Here is a 14,093-nt window from a genome sequence, read left to right as displayed (position 1 = left end):
GTCCTCCCCGGATCCGCGATCCGCGCCTCCTCGTCCCCAGGGCACGAGGAGGCGCGGGTCGTCTCCCCAACGATCGCTAAGCTTGGTTCTCGTGTCAGACTCCGTCCCCATCTCCGAAGAGGCCGTCTCGGCCGCGGTCGACGCGGCCCTCGCCGCCGTCGCGACCGCCGCCTCCGTCGCCGAGCTCAAGGCGGCCCGTGCCCAGCACACCGGCGAGGCATCGGTGCTGGCACGCATGAACGCGGGTCTCCGCGACCTGCCGAACGACCAGAAGGCCGCGGCGGGCAAGCTCGTCGGCGGCGCCCGTGGCCGCGTCGGCCAGGCGGTGGCAGCCCGAGAGGGCCAGCTCGCCGAGCTCGAAGAGACGCAGCGCCTCGTCGACGAGGCCGTCGACGTCACGGCCCTGCCCACCCGTCGCCGGGTCGGTGCGCGGCACCCGCTCGCCCTCCTGCAGGAAGAGATGCTCGACCTGTTCGTCGGCATGGGCTGGGAGGTCAGCGAGGGCCCCGAGCTCGAGCACGAGTGGTTCAACTTCGACGCGCTGAACTTCGACGCCGACCACCCGGCGCGCGCCATGCAGGACACCTTCTTCGTCGACCCGGTCGACGCTCACCTCGTGCTGCGCACGCACACGTCTCCCGTGCAGATCCGGACGCTCCTCGCGAAGGAGCTCCCCGTCTACAACGTGGCGACCGGTCGCGTCTTCCGCACCGACGAGCTCGACGCGACGCACACCCCGGTCTTCACGCAGATCGAGGGCATCGCGATCGACCGCGGCCTCACGATGGCGCACCTGCGCGGCACGCTCGAGCACCTGGCGCGCTCGATGTTCGGGCAGGGCGCGCAGATCCGGCTCCGGCCCAACTACTTCCCCTTCACCGAGCCGAGTGCCGAGATGGACGTGTGGCAGCCGAACGCCAAGGGCGGCGCGCGCTGGGTCGAGTGGGGCGGCTGCGGCATGGTCAACCCGAACGTCCTCCGGGCCGCGGGCATCGACCCCGAGGTGCACCAGGGCTTCGCCTTCGGCATGGGCATCGAGCGGACGCTGCAGTTCCGCAACGACCTCAACGACATGCGCGACATGGTCGAGGGCGACGTCAGGTTCAGCGAGCAGTTCGGGATGGTGGTCTGATGCGGGTTCCGCTGAGTTGGCTCGGCGAGCACGTCGACCTCCCCGTCGACGTGTCGCTCGAGCACGTGCACGCCGCGTTGGTGTCGGTCGGCTTCGAAGAAGAAGACGTCCACGTCGGCGACGTGACGGGCCCCCTCGTCGTGGGCCAGGTGCTCGAGCTGCAGCCCGAGCCGCAGAAGAACGGCAAGACCATCAACTGGTGCCAGGTCGCCGTCGGCCCCGACGACGTCCGGGGCATCGTCTGCGGCGCCCACAACTTCGTCGTGGGCGACAAGGTCGTCGTGTCGCTGCCGGGCGCGGTGCTGCCCGGGCCGTTCCCGATCGCGGCGCGCAAGACCTACGGCCACGTGTCCGACGGCATGATCGCGTCGACCCGTGAGCTCGGCCTCGGCGACGAGCACGACGGCATCCTCCTGCTCAGCTCGCTCGGCCTCGACCCCGAGGTCGGCACCGACGCGATCGCGCTCCTCGGCCTCGACGAGGCCGCCGTCGAGATCAACGTCACGCCCGACCGCGGCTACGCGCTCAGCATGCGCGGCGTGGCTCGCGAGTACTCCCACGCGACGGGCGCCTCCTTCACCGACCCGGCCGGCACCGTCGAGACCGCGGCGGCGGACGGCTTCGACGTGAGCGTCGTCGACGACGCCCCGGTGCGCGGCCGCCAGGCCGTGGCCACCTTCGTCACCCGGGTCGTCCGCGGCATCGACTCCTCGCGGCCCACGCCGACCTGGATGTCGTCGCGGCTGCGCCTCGCCGGCGTCCGCTCGATCTCGCTGCCGGTCGACGTCACGAACTACGTGATGCTCGAGCTCGGCCAGCCGATCCACGGCTACGACCTCGCCGCGGTCCAGGGCGGGCTGACGGTCCGCCGTGCCGCGGCAGGCGAGAAGCTCGAGACCCTCGACGGCACCGTCCGTGCCCTCCACGTCGAGGACCTCGTCATCGCTGACGAACAGGGTGCCGTGGGCCTGGCCGGCGTCATGGGCGGTGCTCGCACCGAGATGGGCGTGGGCACCACCGACGTGCTCGTGGAGGCCGCCACGTTCGACCCGGTCTCGATCGCCCGGGCCGCTCGGCGGCACAAGCTGCCGAGCGAGGCGTCCCGTCGGTTCGAGCGCGGCGTCGACCCTGCCGTGTCCGCTCCCGCGGCACAGCGGGTCGTCGACCTGCTCGTCGAGCTGGCGGGCGGCACGGCCGACCCGCTCGGCTCCTCCCTCGACGCATCCGTCGCGCCCGGGGCGATCGAGCTGCCGCGCGACCGCGCCGCCCGCCTCATGGGCGTCGACTACACGACCGACGAGGTCGTGGGTGCGCTGCGCGCCGTCGGCTCCGTCGTCGTCGAGTCGGGCGACGGCTGGCAGGTGACCCCGGCGACCTGGCGGAGCGACCTCCGCACGTCGGCCGACCTGGTCGAAGAGGTGGCCCGCATCACCGGGTACGACCGCATCCCGTCGGTGCTGCCCGTGGCGCCTCCCGGGCGTGGCCTGTCCCGTGAGCAGAAGCTCCGCCGCCGGGTCGCGGCGTCGCTGGCCGCCGCGGGATCGGTCGAGGTCCAGGCCTACCCCTTCGTCCGTCCCGACCAGAACGCCGCCTTCGGCTCGATCGACGGCTCGGACACCGGCTCGACGGTCCCTGCCGTCGCGCTCGCGAACCCGCTCGACTCCGCAGCACCCCAGCTGCGTCGTTCGCTGCTCCCCGGGCTGCTCGACGTCGTCCGCCGGAACACCTCCCGGGGCCTCGTCGACGTCTCGGTCTTCGAGAGCGGCACGGTCTTCCTGCCCGTCGAGGGCACGACCTACGGCACCGCCGAGGTGCCCGCCGGTGCCGAGCGGCCCGGTGACGAGCTCCTCGCCTCGCTGGCCGCCAGCCTCCCCGCGCAGCCCCGGCACCTCGCCGTGGCCGTCGTCGGCGACGCCGTCGACCACCAGCCGGGCCAGCCGGCCGTCGCCGCAGGCCTGGCCGACGTGCTCGACGCCCTCCGGGTCGCCGTCCGCGCCGCCGGGGCCGCGGCCGTGTTCCGCACGGGCCGGCACGCCTCCCTGCACCCGGGCCGCACGGCCGAGGTGCTGGTCGCTGGCGAGGTCGTCGGCACGGCCGGCGAGCTGCTGCCCACGGTGTCGGCCGAGCTCGACCTGCCGCGCGTCGTCGCGGTCGGCGAGATCGACCTCGACCGAGTCCTCACGCTGTCCGACGTCCCCGTCCAGCCGACGGCGATCTCGTCCTACCCGGCTGCCACGCAGGACCTGTCGTTGGTGGTGGGCGTCGACGTCGCCGCGGGCGACCTGCTCGAGACCGTCCGCGAGGGCGCCGGCGACCTGCTCGAGTCCGTTCGGCTCGTGGACGACTACCGGGGCACCGGGCTGCCGGAGGCGAGCAAGTCGCTGACCTTCGCGCTGCGGTTCCGTGCCGACGACCGCACGCTGACGGCCGCCGAGGCGACCGAGGCCAAGCAAGGGGCCGTCCGCCTCGCCGGCGAGCGATCAGGGGCGACGCTCCGCGAGTGACCTCGCGAGGCGCCGCCGCCCTCGATCCTCGACCGACTCGACCATCAGGATGGACACATGCCTCACTCCGTAGCAGTAGCGGGCGCCAGCGGGTACGCCGGCGGCGAGCTCCTCCGGCTCCTCGCCGCGCACCCCGACTTCGAGGTCACGACCGTCACGGCGTTCCAGAACGCCGGGCAGCCCCTCGTCGCCCTCCAGCCCCACCTGCGCTCCCTCGCGCACCTCACGCTCGTCGAGACGACGGCCGAGACCCTCGCCGGGCACGACGTCGTCTTCCTCGCCCTCCCGCACGGCAAGTCCGGCGCGATCGCGGCGCAGCTGCCCGACGACGTGCTCGTCGTCGACTGCGGGGCCGACCACCGTCTGACCGACGAGGCCGCCTGGGCCCGGTTCTACGGCACGGAGTACCACGGCGCGTGGGCGTACGGGCTGCCCGAGCTCCTGCTCGGCGCGTCCGGCGGGCGTCAGCGCGACGCCCTGCGCGGCGCACGCCGCATCGCGGTGCCCGGCTGCAACGTCACGGCCGTGACCCTCGGCCTCGCGCCGGGAGTCCGTGCCGGGCTGGTCGAGGCGACCGACATCGTCTCGGTCCTGGCCGTCGGGCCGTCGGGAGCCGGCAAGGCCCTCGCGCCGCACCTCCTGGCCAGCGAGCTGATGGGGTCCGCCTCGGCCTACGGGGTCGGCGGCACGCACCGCCACGTGCCCGAGATCCAGCAGAACCTCCGGCTGGCCGGCGCTCAGGACGTGAGCATCTCGTTCACCCCGGTGCTCGTCCCGATGTCGCGGGGCATCCTGGCGACCACGACGGCGACGCTCGCCCCCGGGGTCGGCGCTCACGACGTCCGCACCGCGTGGGAGCAGGCCTACGCGGACGAGCCCTTCGTCCACGTCCTGCCCGAGGGCGTCTTCCCCCGGACCGCCGACACGATCGGCGCGAACACGGCCCTCATCGGCCTCGCCGTCGACGAGGCCGCCGAGCGCGTCGTCGTCGTCAGCGCCATCGACAACCTCGTGAAGGGCACGGCCGGCGCGGCCGTCCAGTCCGCCAACATCGCCCTCGGCCTCCCCGAGACCGCGGGCCTCAGCACGGACGGAGTGGCACCGTGAGCGTCACCGCAGCACAGGGCTTCACCGCCGCCGGCGTCGTCGCCGGCCTCAAGAGCACCGGGGCACGCGACGTCGCCCTCGTCGTCAACACCGGACGCAGCAAGGCCGCCGCGGCCGTCTTCACGAGCAACCGCGCCAAGGCGCACCCCGTCCTCTGGTCGCAGCAGGTGCTGGGCGACGGCGTAGCGGAGGCGGTCGTCCTGAACTCGGGAGGCGCCAACTGCTTCACCGGCCCGTTCGGCTTCCAGACGACGCACGCCACGGCGGAGGCCGTCGCCGAGTCGCTCGGCGTCTCGGCCGGCGACGTCGTCGTGTGCTCGACCGGCCTGATCGGCGTCGGCGACCAGGTGTTCCGCGACAAGGTGCTCTCCGGGGCCCGGGCGGCGGCGACCGAGCTGAGCGCCGAGGGCGGCGAGGACGCCGCCCACGCGATCATGACGACCGACAGCGTGCCGAAGCAGGCCGTCGTCGTCGGCGACGGCTGGGTGGTCGGCGGCATGGCCAAGGGCGCCGGCATGCTCGCGCCGGGCCTGGCGACCATGCTCGTCGTCCTGACGACCGACGCCGACCTCCCGGCCGAGACCCTCGACGCCGCGCTGCGCGCGGCCACGAGGGTCACGTTCGACCGCCTCGACTCCGACGGCTGCATGTCGACCAACGACACGGTCGTGCTCCTCTCGAGCGCCGAGTCCGGTGCCGCCCCGTCGGCCGACGACTTCACGACGGCGGTCACGGAGCTCTGCGCCGACCTGGCTCGCCAGCTGCAGGCGGACGCCGAGGGCGCCTCCCACGACATCCGCATCGAGGTCGTCGGTGCCGTCGACGAGGACGACGCGGTCGAGGTGGGCCGCTCGATCGCCCGGAACAGCCTCTTCAAGGCCGCCGTGTTCGGCAACGACCCCAACTGGGGCCGGGTGCTCGCCGCGATCGGCACCACGTCGGCCGCCTTCGACCCCTACGACGTCGACGTGTCGATGAACGGCGTCCGGGTCTGCCACGCGGGCGCGCCCGACGTGCCGAGCGAGAGCGTCGACCTCACCCCGCGGGCCGTCCACGTGCTGGTCGACCTGCGCGCCGGCGACGCCGAGGCGACCATCCTCACGAACGACCTCACGCACGACTACGTGCACGAGAACAGCGCGTACTCCAGCTGATGGGCGCACACGAGGTGACCCACAGCGCCGAGCAGGAGCTCGCGGCCGTCAAGGCAGCGACCCTGATCGAGTCGCTGCCCTGGCTCAAGCGCTTCTCCGGCAAGGTCGTGGTCGTGAAGTTCGGCGGCAACGCCATGGTCGACGAGGCCCTCGGCCGTGCCTTCGCCGAGGACATGGTCTACCTGCGGCTCGCCGGCTTGTACCCGGTGGTCGTCCACGGAGGCGGTCCGCAGATCTCCGCGGCCCTCGCGACCGCGGGCATCCCGAGCGACTTCCGCGGCGGGTACCGCTACACGAGCACCGAGGCCATCGCCGTGGTCCGCGACGTGCTCGCGGGGGACGTCGCGCAGCAGATCGTCGGGCTCGTCAACGAACACGGCGACCTTGCCCGCAGCGTGTCCGGCGAGGGCTCGACGCTCTTCCGCGGCCGTCGCCGCGGCACCGTCGTCGACGGCGAGGCCGTCGACCTCGGGCACGTGGGCGACGTCGTCGACGTCGACCCGTCGTCGGTGCTCGCCGAGATCGAGGCAGGACGCATCCCGGTCGTGTCGTCGCTCGCCGTCGACGAGGACGACGAGGGGTCGCTGCTGAACGTGAACGCCGACGCCGCGGCCGCCGCGCTCGCCGTGGCGCTCCGGGCGACCAAGCTCGTCGTGCTCACCGACGTCTCGGGCCTCTACTCCGACTGGCCGAACCGTGACTCGCTGGTCGCCGCCATCACCGTGTCGGCGCTCACCGACATGCTCCCGACGCTCGAGTCGGGCATGATCCCCAAGATGACGGCCTGCCTCGACGCGGTCGTCGGCGGCGTCGGGGGAGCGACCATCATCGACGGCCGCATCCCGCACTCCATCCTCCTCGAGGTCTTCACCCAGCGCGGGTCGGGCACCGAGGTCGTCCCCGACGACAGGGCCGCCGCCTACGGCGCGCCCGTCGTCGACTCGTTCCCGATCACCCCGGTCGGCGACGTCAGCACCCCGCAGGAAGGACAGTCGTGACCACCACCCAGACCCCAGCCGGACACGACGAGCGTCGCGACTGGCAGAGCCGGTTCGGTGACGCGTTCATGCGCTCGCTGACCACCCCGAAGGTGATGCTCGAGCGCGGCGAGGGCTGCGCCGTGTGGGACGTCGACGGCAAGCGCTACCTCGACTTCCTCGCCGGCATCGCCGTCAACGCCCTCGGCCACGCGCATCCCGTGCTCGTCGACGCGATCGCGCGGCAGGCCGGCGCGCTGATCCACGTGTCCAACTACTTCGCGACCGAGCCGCAGCTGGCGCTCGCCGAGCGCCTCCTCCGCCTCAGCGGCGCGGGCGACCAGGGACGCGTCTACTTCGCGAACAGCGGGGCCGAGGCCAACGAGGCCGCGTTCAAGCTCGCGCGTCTCAACCACGGCGACGGACGTCGCACGCGGATCCTCGCCCTGCAGAACTCGTTCCACGGGCGCACCATGGGTGCCCTCGCCCTCACCGGCAAGCCCGCGCTCCGCGGTCCCTTCGAGCCGATGGTGGCAGGGGTCGAGCACATCGACACCACGCTCGAGGCGCTCGAGGCCGCGATGGGCGACGACGTCGCGGCCCTCTTCGTCGAGCCGATCAAGGGCGAGGCCGGCGTGCTCGACCTCCCCGTCGGGTTCCTCGAGAGGGCCCGTGAGCTGACCCGCGAGCACGGGGTGCTCCTCGTCCTCGACGAGATCCAGACGGGCATCGGCCGCACCGGATCCTGGTTCGCGTTCCAGCAGTTCGACGTCGTGCCCGACGCCATCACCGTCGCCAAGGGGATCGCCGGGGGAGTGCCCATCGGCGCGCTCGTCACCTTCGGCGCCGCCTCCGACCTGTTCGAGGCCGGCCAGCACGGCAGCACGTTCGGCGGGAACCCGCTGGCCACGGCCGCGGCCGACGCGGTCCTCGGCGAGATCGAGCGTGCCGGCCTGGTCGAGGCCGCCGTCGTCCGAGGCGAGCAGATCCGGGCCGCGATCACGGCGATGGAGTCTCCCCTCGTCGCCGGCGTCCGGGGACAAGGCCTGCTGATCGGCATCGGGCTGACCCAGCCGATCGCCGCCGAGATCTCGGCCCGGTGCCTCGAGGCAGGCCTGATCGTGAACGCCCCCAACGACTCCAGCATCCGTCTCGCTCCGCCGCTCATCGTGGGCGACGCCGAGATCGCCGAGTTCTCCGCCCTCTTCTCCCGCGTCCTGAAAGGTCTCGCATGACCCGCCACTTCCTCCGCGACGACGATCTCAGCCCCGCTGAGCAGCTCGAGGTCCTCGACCTCGCCGACGCCCTCAAGCGCGACCGCTGGTCGCAGCGCCCCCTCGAGGGGCCGCAGACGGTCGCCGTCATCTTCGACAAGTCGTCGACCCGCACCCGGGTGTCCTTCGCGGTCGGCATCGCCGACCTCGGCGGGAGCCCGCTCGTGATCGCGACCGCGAACAGCCAGCTGGGCGGCAAGGAGACGCCGTCCGACACCGCGCGCGTCCTCGAGCGCATGGTCGCGGCCATCGTCTGGCGCACCTACGCGCAGTCCGGCCTGGAGGAGATGGCGGCCGGCACGACCGTCCCGGTCGTCAACGCCCTCAGCGACGACTTCCACCCCTGCCAGCTGCTGGCCGACCTGCAGACCATCCGCGAGGCGAAGGGCACGCTCGCGGGCCTCTCCGTCGCCTTCGTCGGCGACGGCCGGAGCAACATGGGCCAGTCGTACCTGCTGGCCGGCGCCACCGCCGGCATGCACGTCCGCATCGGCTCGCCGGCGGGCTTCCAGCCCGAGCAGCACGTCGTCGACGACGCGGCCGCGATCGCCGCGACGACCGGCGGCTCCGTCCAGGTCGTCGACGACGCCGCGGCCGCGGTGGCGGGCGTCGACGTCGTCGTCACCGACACCTGGGTCTCCATGGGCAAGGAGGACGAGAAGGACGAGCGCGTCGCCGTCTTCGGCGGCTTCAAGGTCGACCAGGCGCTCATGGCGCAGGCGGCCGACGACGCGATCTTCCTGCACTGCCTCCCTGCCGACCGCGGGTACGAGGTCGACGCCGACGTCATCGACGGCCCGACCAGCGTCATCTGGGACGAGGCGGAGAACCGCGTCCACGCCCAGAAGGCGCTCCTCACCTGGCTGCTCTCGCACTGAGACAGCAGCGGCGAGCCTGCAGCAGCGAGCTCGCAGCACCGGCCGCCCGGCCACGAGGCCGGGCGGCCTCCCGATAAGATCACCCACACACCACACTCAAGGAGAACCATGGCGGAACGCGTCGTCCTCGCATACTCCGGAGGTCTCGACACCTCCGTCGGCATCGGCTGGCTCGCTGACGCGACCGGCAAGGAGGTGGTCGCCCTTGCCGTCGACGTCGGACAGGGCGGAGAGGACATGGACGACATCCGTCAGCGTGCCCTCGACTGCGGTGCCGTCGAGTCTGTCGTCGTCGACGCCAAGGAGGAGTTCGGGCGCGACTACCTGATGCCCGCCCTCAAGGCGAACGCGATGTACCAGAAGACCTACCCGCTGGTCTCGGCCCTCAGCCGCCCGCTGATCGCGCGCCACCTCGCCCGTGTCGCGAAGGAGCTCGGCGCCGACAGCGTCGCGCACGGCTGCACCGGCAAGGGCAACGACCAGGTCCGCTTCGAGGCGGCCGTGGCCGCGCTCGCGCCCGACCTGACGAGCATCGCGCCCGTTCGCGACCTCGCCCTCACCCGAGACAAGGCGATCATCTACGCCGAGCAGCACTCGCTGCCGATCCGCCAGAGCGCGGCGAACCCCTACTCGATCGACAAGAACGTCTGGGGCCGCGCGGTCGAGACGGGCTTCCTCGAGGACCCGTGGAACCCGCCGATCGAAGATCTGTACGAGTACACGCAAGACCCCTCGGTAATCAAGGACGCCGACGAGGTCGTCATCACCTTCCAGGCCGGCGTGCCCACCGCGATCGACGGCGTCCCGTACACGCCGCTCGGCATCGTGCAGAAGATGAACGAGCTGGCGGGCGCTCACGGCGTCGGCCGCATCGACGTCGTCGAGGACAGGCTCGTCGGCATCAAGAGCCGCGAGGTCTACGAGGCTCCCGGCGCCGTGGCGCTCATCCAGGCGCACGAGGCGCTCGAGGCCCTCACGATCGAGCGCGACCTCGGTCGCTACAAGCGCGGCGTCGAGGCCGAGTGGTCGAACCTCGTCTACGACGGCCTGTGGTTCTCGGGCCTGAAGCGCTCGCTCGACGTCTTCATCGACGACACGCAGAAGTACGTCTCGGGCGAGATCCGCCTCAAGCTGCAGGGCGGCCGCGCGGTCGTCACGGGCCAGCGGAGCGGCCAGAGCCTGTACGACTTCGACCTCGCGACCTACGACACCGGCGACACGTTCGACCAGTCGCTCTCCAAGGGCTTCATCGAGATCTGGTCCCTGCCGAGCAAGATCTCGGCGCGTCGCGACCTGGCGCAGCAGTAGTGGTCGACGCGACCCCGGGCCAGAACCAGCGGGCGGGGGAGGCGGGCGCCCTGTGGGGAGGCCGCTTCGCCTCCGGCCCCGCCCCCGAGCTCGCGGCCCTGAGCAAGTCGACGCAGTTCGACTGGCAGCTCGCGCCGTACGACATCGCGGGGTCACGGGCGCACGCCCGTGCCCTCGCGGCCGCGGGGTACCTCGACGGCGCTGAGCTCGACGGCATGGTCGCCGCCCTCGACCAGCTCGAGGCCGACGTCGCCGACGGCTCGTTCGTCGCGGCGGAGTCCGACGAGGACGTGCACTCGGCGCTCGAGCGCGGCCTGATCGGCATCGCCGGCGTCGAGCTCGGCGGCAAGCTCCGCGCGGGCCGCAGCCGCAACGACCAGATCGCCACGCTCGTGCGTCTCTACCTGCGTGACCACGGTGCGGCGATCGGCCGTCTCGTGGTCGGGCTCGTCGACGCGATCGCCTCGCAGGCCTCGGCTCATCCCGATGCCGTGATGCCCGGGCGCACGCACCTGCAGCACGCGCAACCCGTCCTGCTCGCGCACCACCTCCTCGCCCACGCCTGGCCCCTGGTCCGCGACCTCGAGCGCCTGCGCGACTGGTCGCGTCGTGCGTCGGCCTCGCCCTACGGCGCCGGCGCCCTGGCGGGCAGCTCGCTCGGCCTCGACCCGATGCTCGTCGCGACCGAGCTGGGCTTCGAGCGCACCACCGAGAACAGCATCGACGCGACGGCCAGTCGTGACGTCGTCGCCGAGTTCGCGTTCGTGGCGGCCTCGATCGGCATCGACCTGTCACGCCTCGCCGAGGAAGTGATCCTGTGGTCGACGCGGGAGTTCGGCTTCGTGAAGCTGCACGACTCGTTCTCGACCGGGTCGTCGATCATGCCCCAGAAGAAGAACCCGGACATCGCCGAGCTCGCCCGGGGCAAGTCGGGGCGGCTGATCGGCAACCTCACGGGCCTCCTGGCGACGCTCAAGGGCCTCCCGCTCGCGTACAACCGCGACCTGCAGGAGGACAAGGAGCCGGTGTTCGACTCGGTCACCCAGCTCGAGGTGCTGCTGCCCGCGTTCACGGGCATGATCGCCACGCTCGAGTTCGACGAGGCCCGCATGGCCGAGCTGGCGCCGCAGGGCTTCTCGCTCGCGACGGACGTGGCCGAGTGGCTCGTCCGCCAGGGAGTGACGTTCCGTGACGCCCACGAGATCAGCGGCGAGCTGGTCAGGTTCTGCGAGCAGCACGGGCTGGAGCTCGACGAGCCGACCGAAGAGCAGTACGCCGAGGTGTCGTCCCACCTCACCCCCGAGATCCGTGCGGTCCTGACCGTGCGCGGCTCGATCGGCAGCAGGCAGGGCGTCGGCGGGACGGCTCCCGAGCGCGTCGCCGAGCAGCTCGCCGAGCTGACCGAGCGCGTCGCGCACCTGGTCCGCGACCTCGACCCGGTCTCGGCGTGACCGAGCCGCGTCGACCGCGGACCCCGCGTGCCTGGCTGCTGCCCGCGGTCGTCGCGGTGTGCGTCGTCGTCCTCGTCGCGGTCGTCGTGATCGCGACCGCCTCGGGCCAGCGGTTCTTCTGAACGAGGTGACCCGGCTGCTGACGCGGCCGGCCCTCGAGGTGGGCCCGCTCCTCCTCGGCTCGGTGTTCCGGGTCGGGGAGGTGGCGGTCAGGCTCACCGAGGTCGAGGCATACCACGGCCAGGGGCAGGACCCCGGGTCGCACGCGCACCGCGGGCCGACGCCGCGGAACTCGAGCATGTTCCGCGAGGGCGGGACCCTCTACGTGTACCTGTCGTACGGGATCCACCGGTGCGTCAACATCGTCTGCGGCCCTGAGGGCTACGCCTCCGGGCTGCTGCTCCGCGCGGGCGAGGTCGTCGACGGTCTCGACGTCGCTCGGTCGCGCCGGGCATCCGCCCGGAACGACGCCGAGCTGGCGAAGGGACCCGGGAGGCTCGGGTCGGCGCTCGACATCGGTCTCGACGACGACGGCAGCACCCTGGGGCACGGGCGGTTCTCCCTCGAGCTGCCGACCGGTGCCGTCGGCGAGGTCGTCGCCGGTCCCCGCGTCGGGGTGTCCGGCCGGGCCGGGACCGACGACTTCCCGTGGCGGTTCACGCTCGCAGGTGAGCCGTCGGTCTCGGCCTGGCGGCCCGCGGTCAGGCGCGGCGGCGGTACGTCCGCACGCTGATACCGTTCTCGGGTGAGCAGCGAAACCACGGCCGACGTCCTCGCCGGCCAGGCCAACGACCCCACGTTCGACGACGTCTGGGACGAGCTGCAGTGGCGCGGCCTGGTCCACGTCTCGACGGACGCCGAGGCGCTGAAGTCCGTGCTCGCCGGCCCGCCGATCACGTACTACTGCGGCTTCGACCCGACCGCGCCGAGCCTGCACCTCGGCAACCTCGTGCAGCTGCTGCTGATGCGTCGCCTCCAGCTGGCCGGACACCGACCGCTCGGGCTCGTCGGCGGGTCGACCGGCCTGATCGGCGACCCGCGTCCGACGGCCGAGCGCACCCTGAAGACACCCGAGCAGACCGCCGAGTGGGTGACGCGGATCCGCGTGCACGTCGAGAAGTTCCTCGCCGCCGAGGGGGAGAACGGCCTCCGGGTCGTGAACAACCTCGACTGGACTGCGCCGCTGTCGGCCATCGAGTTCCTCCGCGACATCGGCAAGAACTTCCGAGTGGGCACGATGCTCAAGAAGGACGCGGTGAGCGCCCGCCTCAACTCGGACGCCGGCATCAGCTACACCGAGTTCAGCTACCAGATCCTGCAGGGCCTCGACTTCCGTGAGCTCTACCGCCAGCACGAGTGCGTGCTGCAGACGGGGGGCAGCGACCAGTGGGGCAACCTCACCAGCGGCACCGAGCTGATCCGTCGCACCGAGGGAGTCGCGGTGCACGCCATCGGGACCCCGTTGATCACCAACAGCGACGGCACCAAGTTCGGCAAGAGCGAGGGCAACGCCGTCTGGCTCGATCCCGAGCTGACGAGCCCCTACGCGATGTACCAGTTCTGGCTCAACACCGACGATTCCGACGTCGTCTCCCGCCTGCGGGTGTTCACGTTCCTCGACCGGGCGGCGATCGAGTCGCTCGAGCGAGCGGTGGCCGACGAGCCGTTCCGGCGGGAGGCGCAGCGCACGCTCGCGTGGGAGGTCACCCGCCTGGTCCACGGCGAGGCCGCCACGCAGTCGGCGATCGACGCGGCCGCCGCCCTCTTCGGGCAGGGCGACCTCGGTGTCCTGGACGAGGACACCCTCCGCAGCGCGGTCGCCGAGCTCCCGTCCGCGGAGGCGGACTCGACCACCACGGTGGCGCAGGCACTGGTGGCCACCGGGTTGTCGGCATCTCTCGGTGCCGCCCGCCGGAGTACCGGCGAAGGCGGGGTCTACCTGAACAACGTCAGGGTGGTCGACGCCGACGCCCCGGTGGGGGAGTCGACCCTCGCCGGCGGCACCGTGGTGCTGCGTCGTGGCAAGAAGACCCTCGCCGGGGTGACGGTCCGCTGACCACCAGCCCGTGATGACGAAGGCCCGCCCCTGCACAGGGGGCGGGCCTTCGTGCGTCTGGCGGTCAAGGAGGCTGATTCGTGGGGTCTCCCGCGTCGCTCATCGTGTCCCTGGAGGCCGTGTGCGGCCCTGTGACGGCCGAACGTGGTCTCGACCCTTGATTTTTCGGGGTTCGTGCTCGCGACACGCCCGGGATGCGGCAGGGTTTGGACGATGTGGCTGGTGTGCCTGTAGTGTTTCCTCTTGTCACCA

12 protein-coding genes are annotated in these 14,093 nt (G+C 72.2%); all 12 read left to right on the top strand.

Features of this window, described 5'->3' with window-relative positions; genetic code table 11:
• The first annotated feature begins 91 nt into the window (after positions 1-91).
• Positions 92-1,132 (top strand): phenylalanine--tRNA ligase subunit alpha, encoded by a 1,041-nt coding sequence (pheS, locus tag ITJ48_RS08965; RefSeq protein WP_194613431.1) that lies wholly within the window; start codon positions 92-94, stop codon positions 1,130-1,132.
• Entirely contained in the window at positions 1,132-3,636 is a 2,505-nt protein-coding gene (pheT, locus tag ITJ48_RS08960; protein WP_194613430.1) for a phenylalanine--tRNA ligase subunit beta, read from the top strand. Before pheS ends, pheT begins: the two co-directional genes overlap by 1 nt.
• A gap of 57 nt (positions 3,637-3,693) precedes the next feature.
• A complete protein-coding gene (argC, locus tag ITJ48_RS08955; RefSeq protein ID WP_194613429.1) occupies positions 3,694-4,743 on the top strand; it encodes an N-acetyl-gamma-glutamyl-phosphate reductase in 1,050 nt (349 codons plus the stop codon).
• Positions 4,740-5,897, top strand: a complete 1,158-nt coding sequence (gene argJ / locus ITJ48_RS08950) for a bifunctional glutamate N-acetyltransferase/amino-acid acetyltransferase ArgJ (protein WP_194613428.1) — start codon at positions 4,740-4,742, stop codon at positions 5,895-5,897. The genes argC and argJ overlap by 4 nt, the downstream gene beginning before the upstream one ends.
• A complete protein-coding gene (argB, locus tag ITJ48_RS08945; protein ID WP_194613427.1) occupies positions 5,897-6,895 on the top strand; it encodes an acetylglutamate kinase in 999 nt (332 codons plus the stop codon). Before argJ ends, argB begins: the two co-directional genes overlap by 1 nt.
• A complete protein-coding gene (locus tag ITJ48_RS08940; protein ID WP_370544857.1) occupies positions 6,892-8,109 on the top strand; it encodes an acetylornithine transaminase in 1,218 nt (405 codons plus the stop codon). The genes argB and ITJ48_RS08940 overlap by 4 nt, the downstream gene beginning before the upstream one ends.
• Positions 8,106-9,026: an ornithine carbamoyltransferase gene (gene argF / locus ITJ48_RS08935; RefSeq protein WP_123548725.1), complete on the top strand. Its 921-nt coding sequence runs from the start codon at positions 8,106-8,108 to the stop codon at positions 9,024-9,026. Before ITJ48_RS08940 ends, argF begins: the two co-directional genes overlap by 4 nt.
• Positions 9,027-9,134: 108 nt before the next feature.
• Positions 9,135-10,334 (top strand): argininosuccinate synthase, encoded by a 1,200-nt coding sequence (locus ITJ48_RS08930; protein ID WP_194613426.1) that lies wholly within the window; start codon positions 9,135-9,137, stop codon positions 10,332-10,334.
• On the top strand, positions 10,334-11,785 hold the full coding sequence (gene argH / locus ITJ48_RS08925) for an argininosuccinate lyase (protein WP_194613425.1): 1,452 nt from the start codon (positions 10,334-10,336) through the stop codon (positions 11,783-11,785). Before ITJ48_RS08930 ends, argH begins: the two co-directional genes overlap by 1 nt.
• Positions 11,782-11,907, top strand: coding sequence for a hypothetical protein (locus ITJ48_RS16435; protein WP_255416206.1), 126 nt, complete (start codon positions 11,782-11,784; stop codon positions 11,905-11,907). The genes argH and ITJ48_RS16435 overlap by 4 nt, the downstream gene beginning before the upstream one ends.
• A 5-nt stretch (positions 11,908-11,912) precedes the next feature.
• Complete coding sequence (locus ITJ48_RS08920) at positions 11,913-12,518, top strand: DNA-3-methyladenine glycosylase (RefSeq protein WP_194613424.1); 606 nt, start codon at positions 11,913-11,915, stop codon at positions 12,516-12,518.
• A 12-nt stretch (positions 12,519-12,530) separates the two neighbouring features.
• The gene (tyrS, locus tag ITJ48_RS08915; protein ID WP_123548729.1) at positions 12,531-13,841 is read left to right on the top strand and encodes a tyrosine--tRNA ligase; all 1,311 of its coding nucleotides are present in this window, start codon (positions 12,531-12,533) and stop codon (positions 13,839-13,841) included.
• The last annotated feature ends 252 nt before the right edge of the window (positions 13,842-14,093 follow it).

It is taken from the genome of Frigoribacterium sp. VKM Ac-2530, assembly GCF_015350835.1.
Classification (GTDB): domain Bacteria; phylum Actinomycetota; class Actinomycetes; order Actinomycetales; family Microbacteriaceae; genus Frigoribacterium.
Note: the sequence above shows the minus strand (reverse complement) of the source record. Positions and strands in the feature narration are given on the sequence as shown.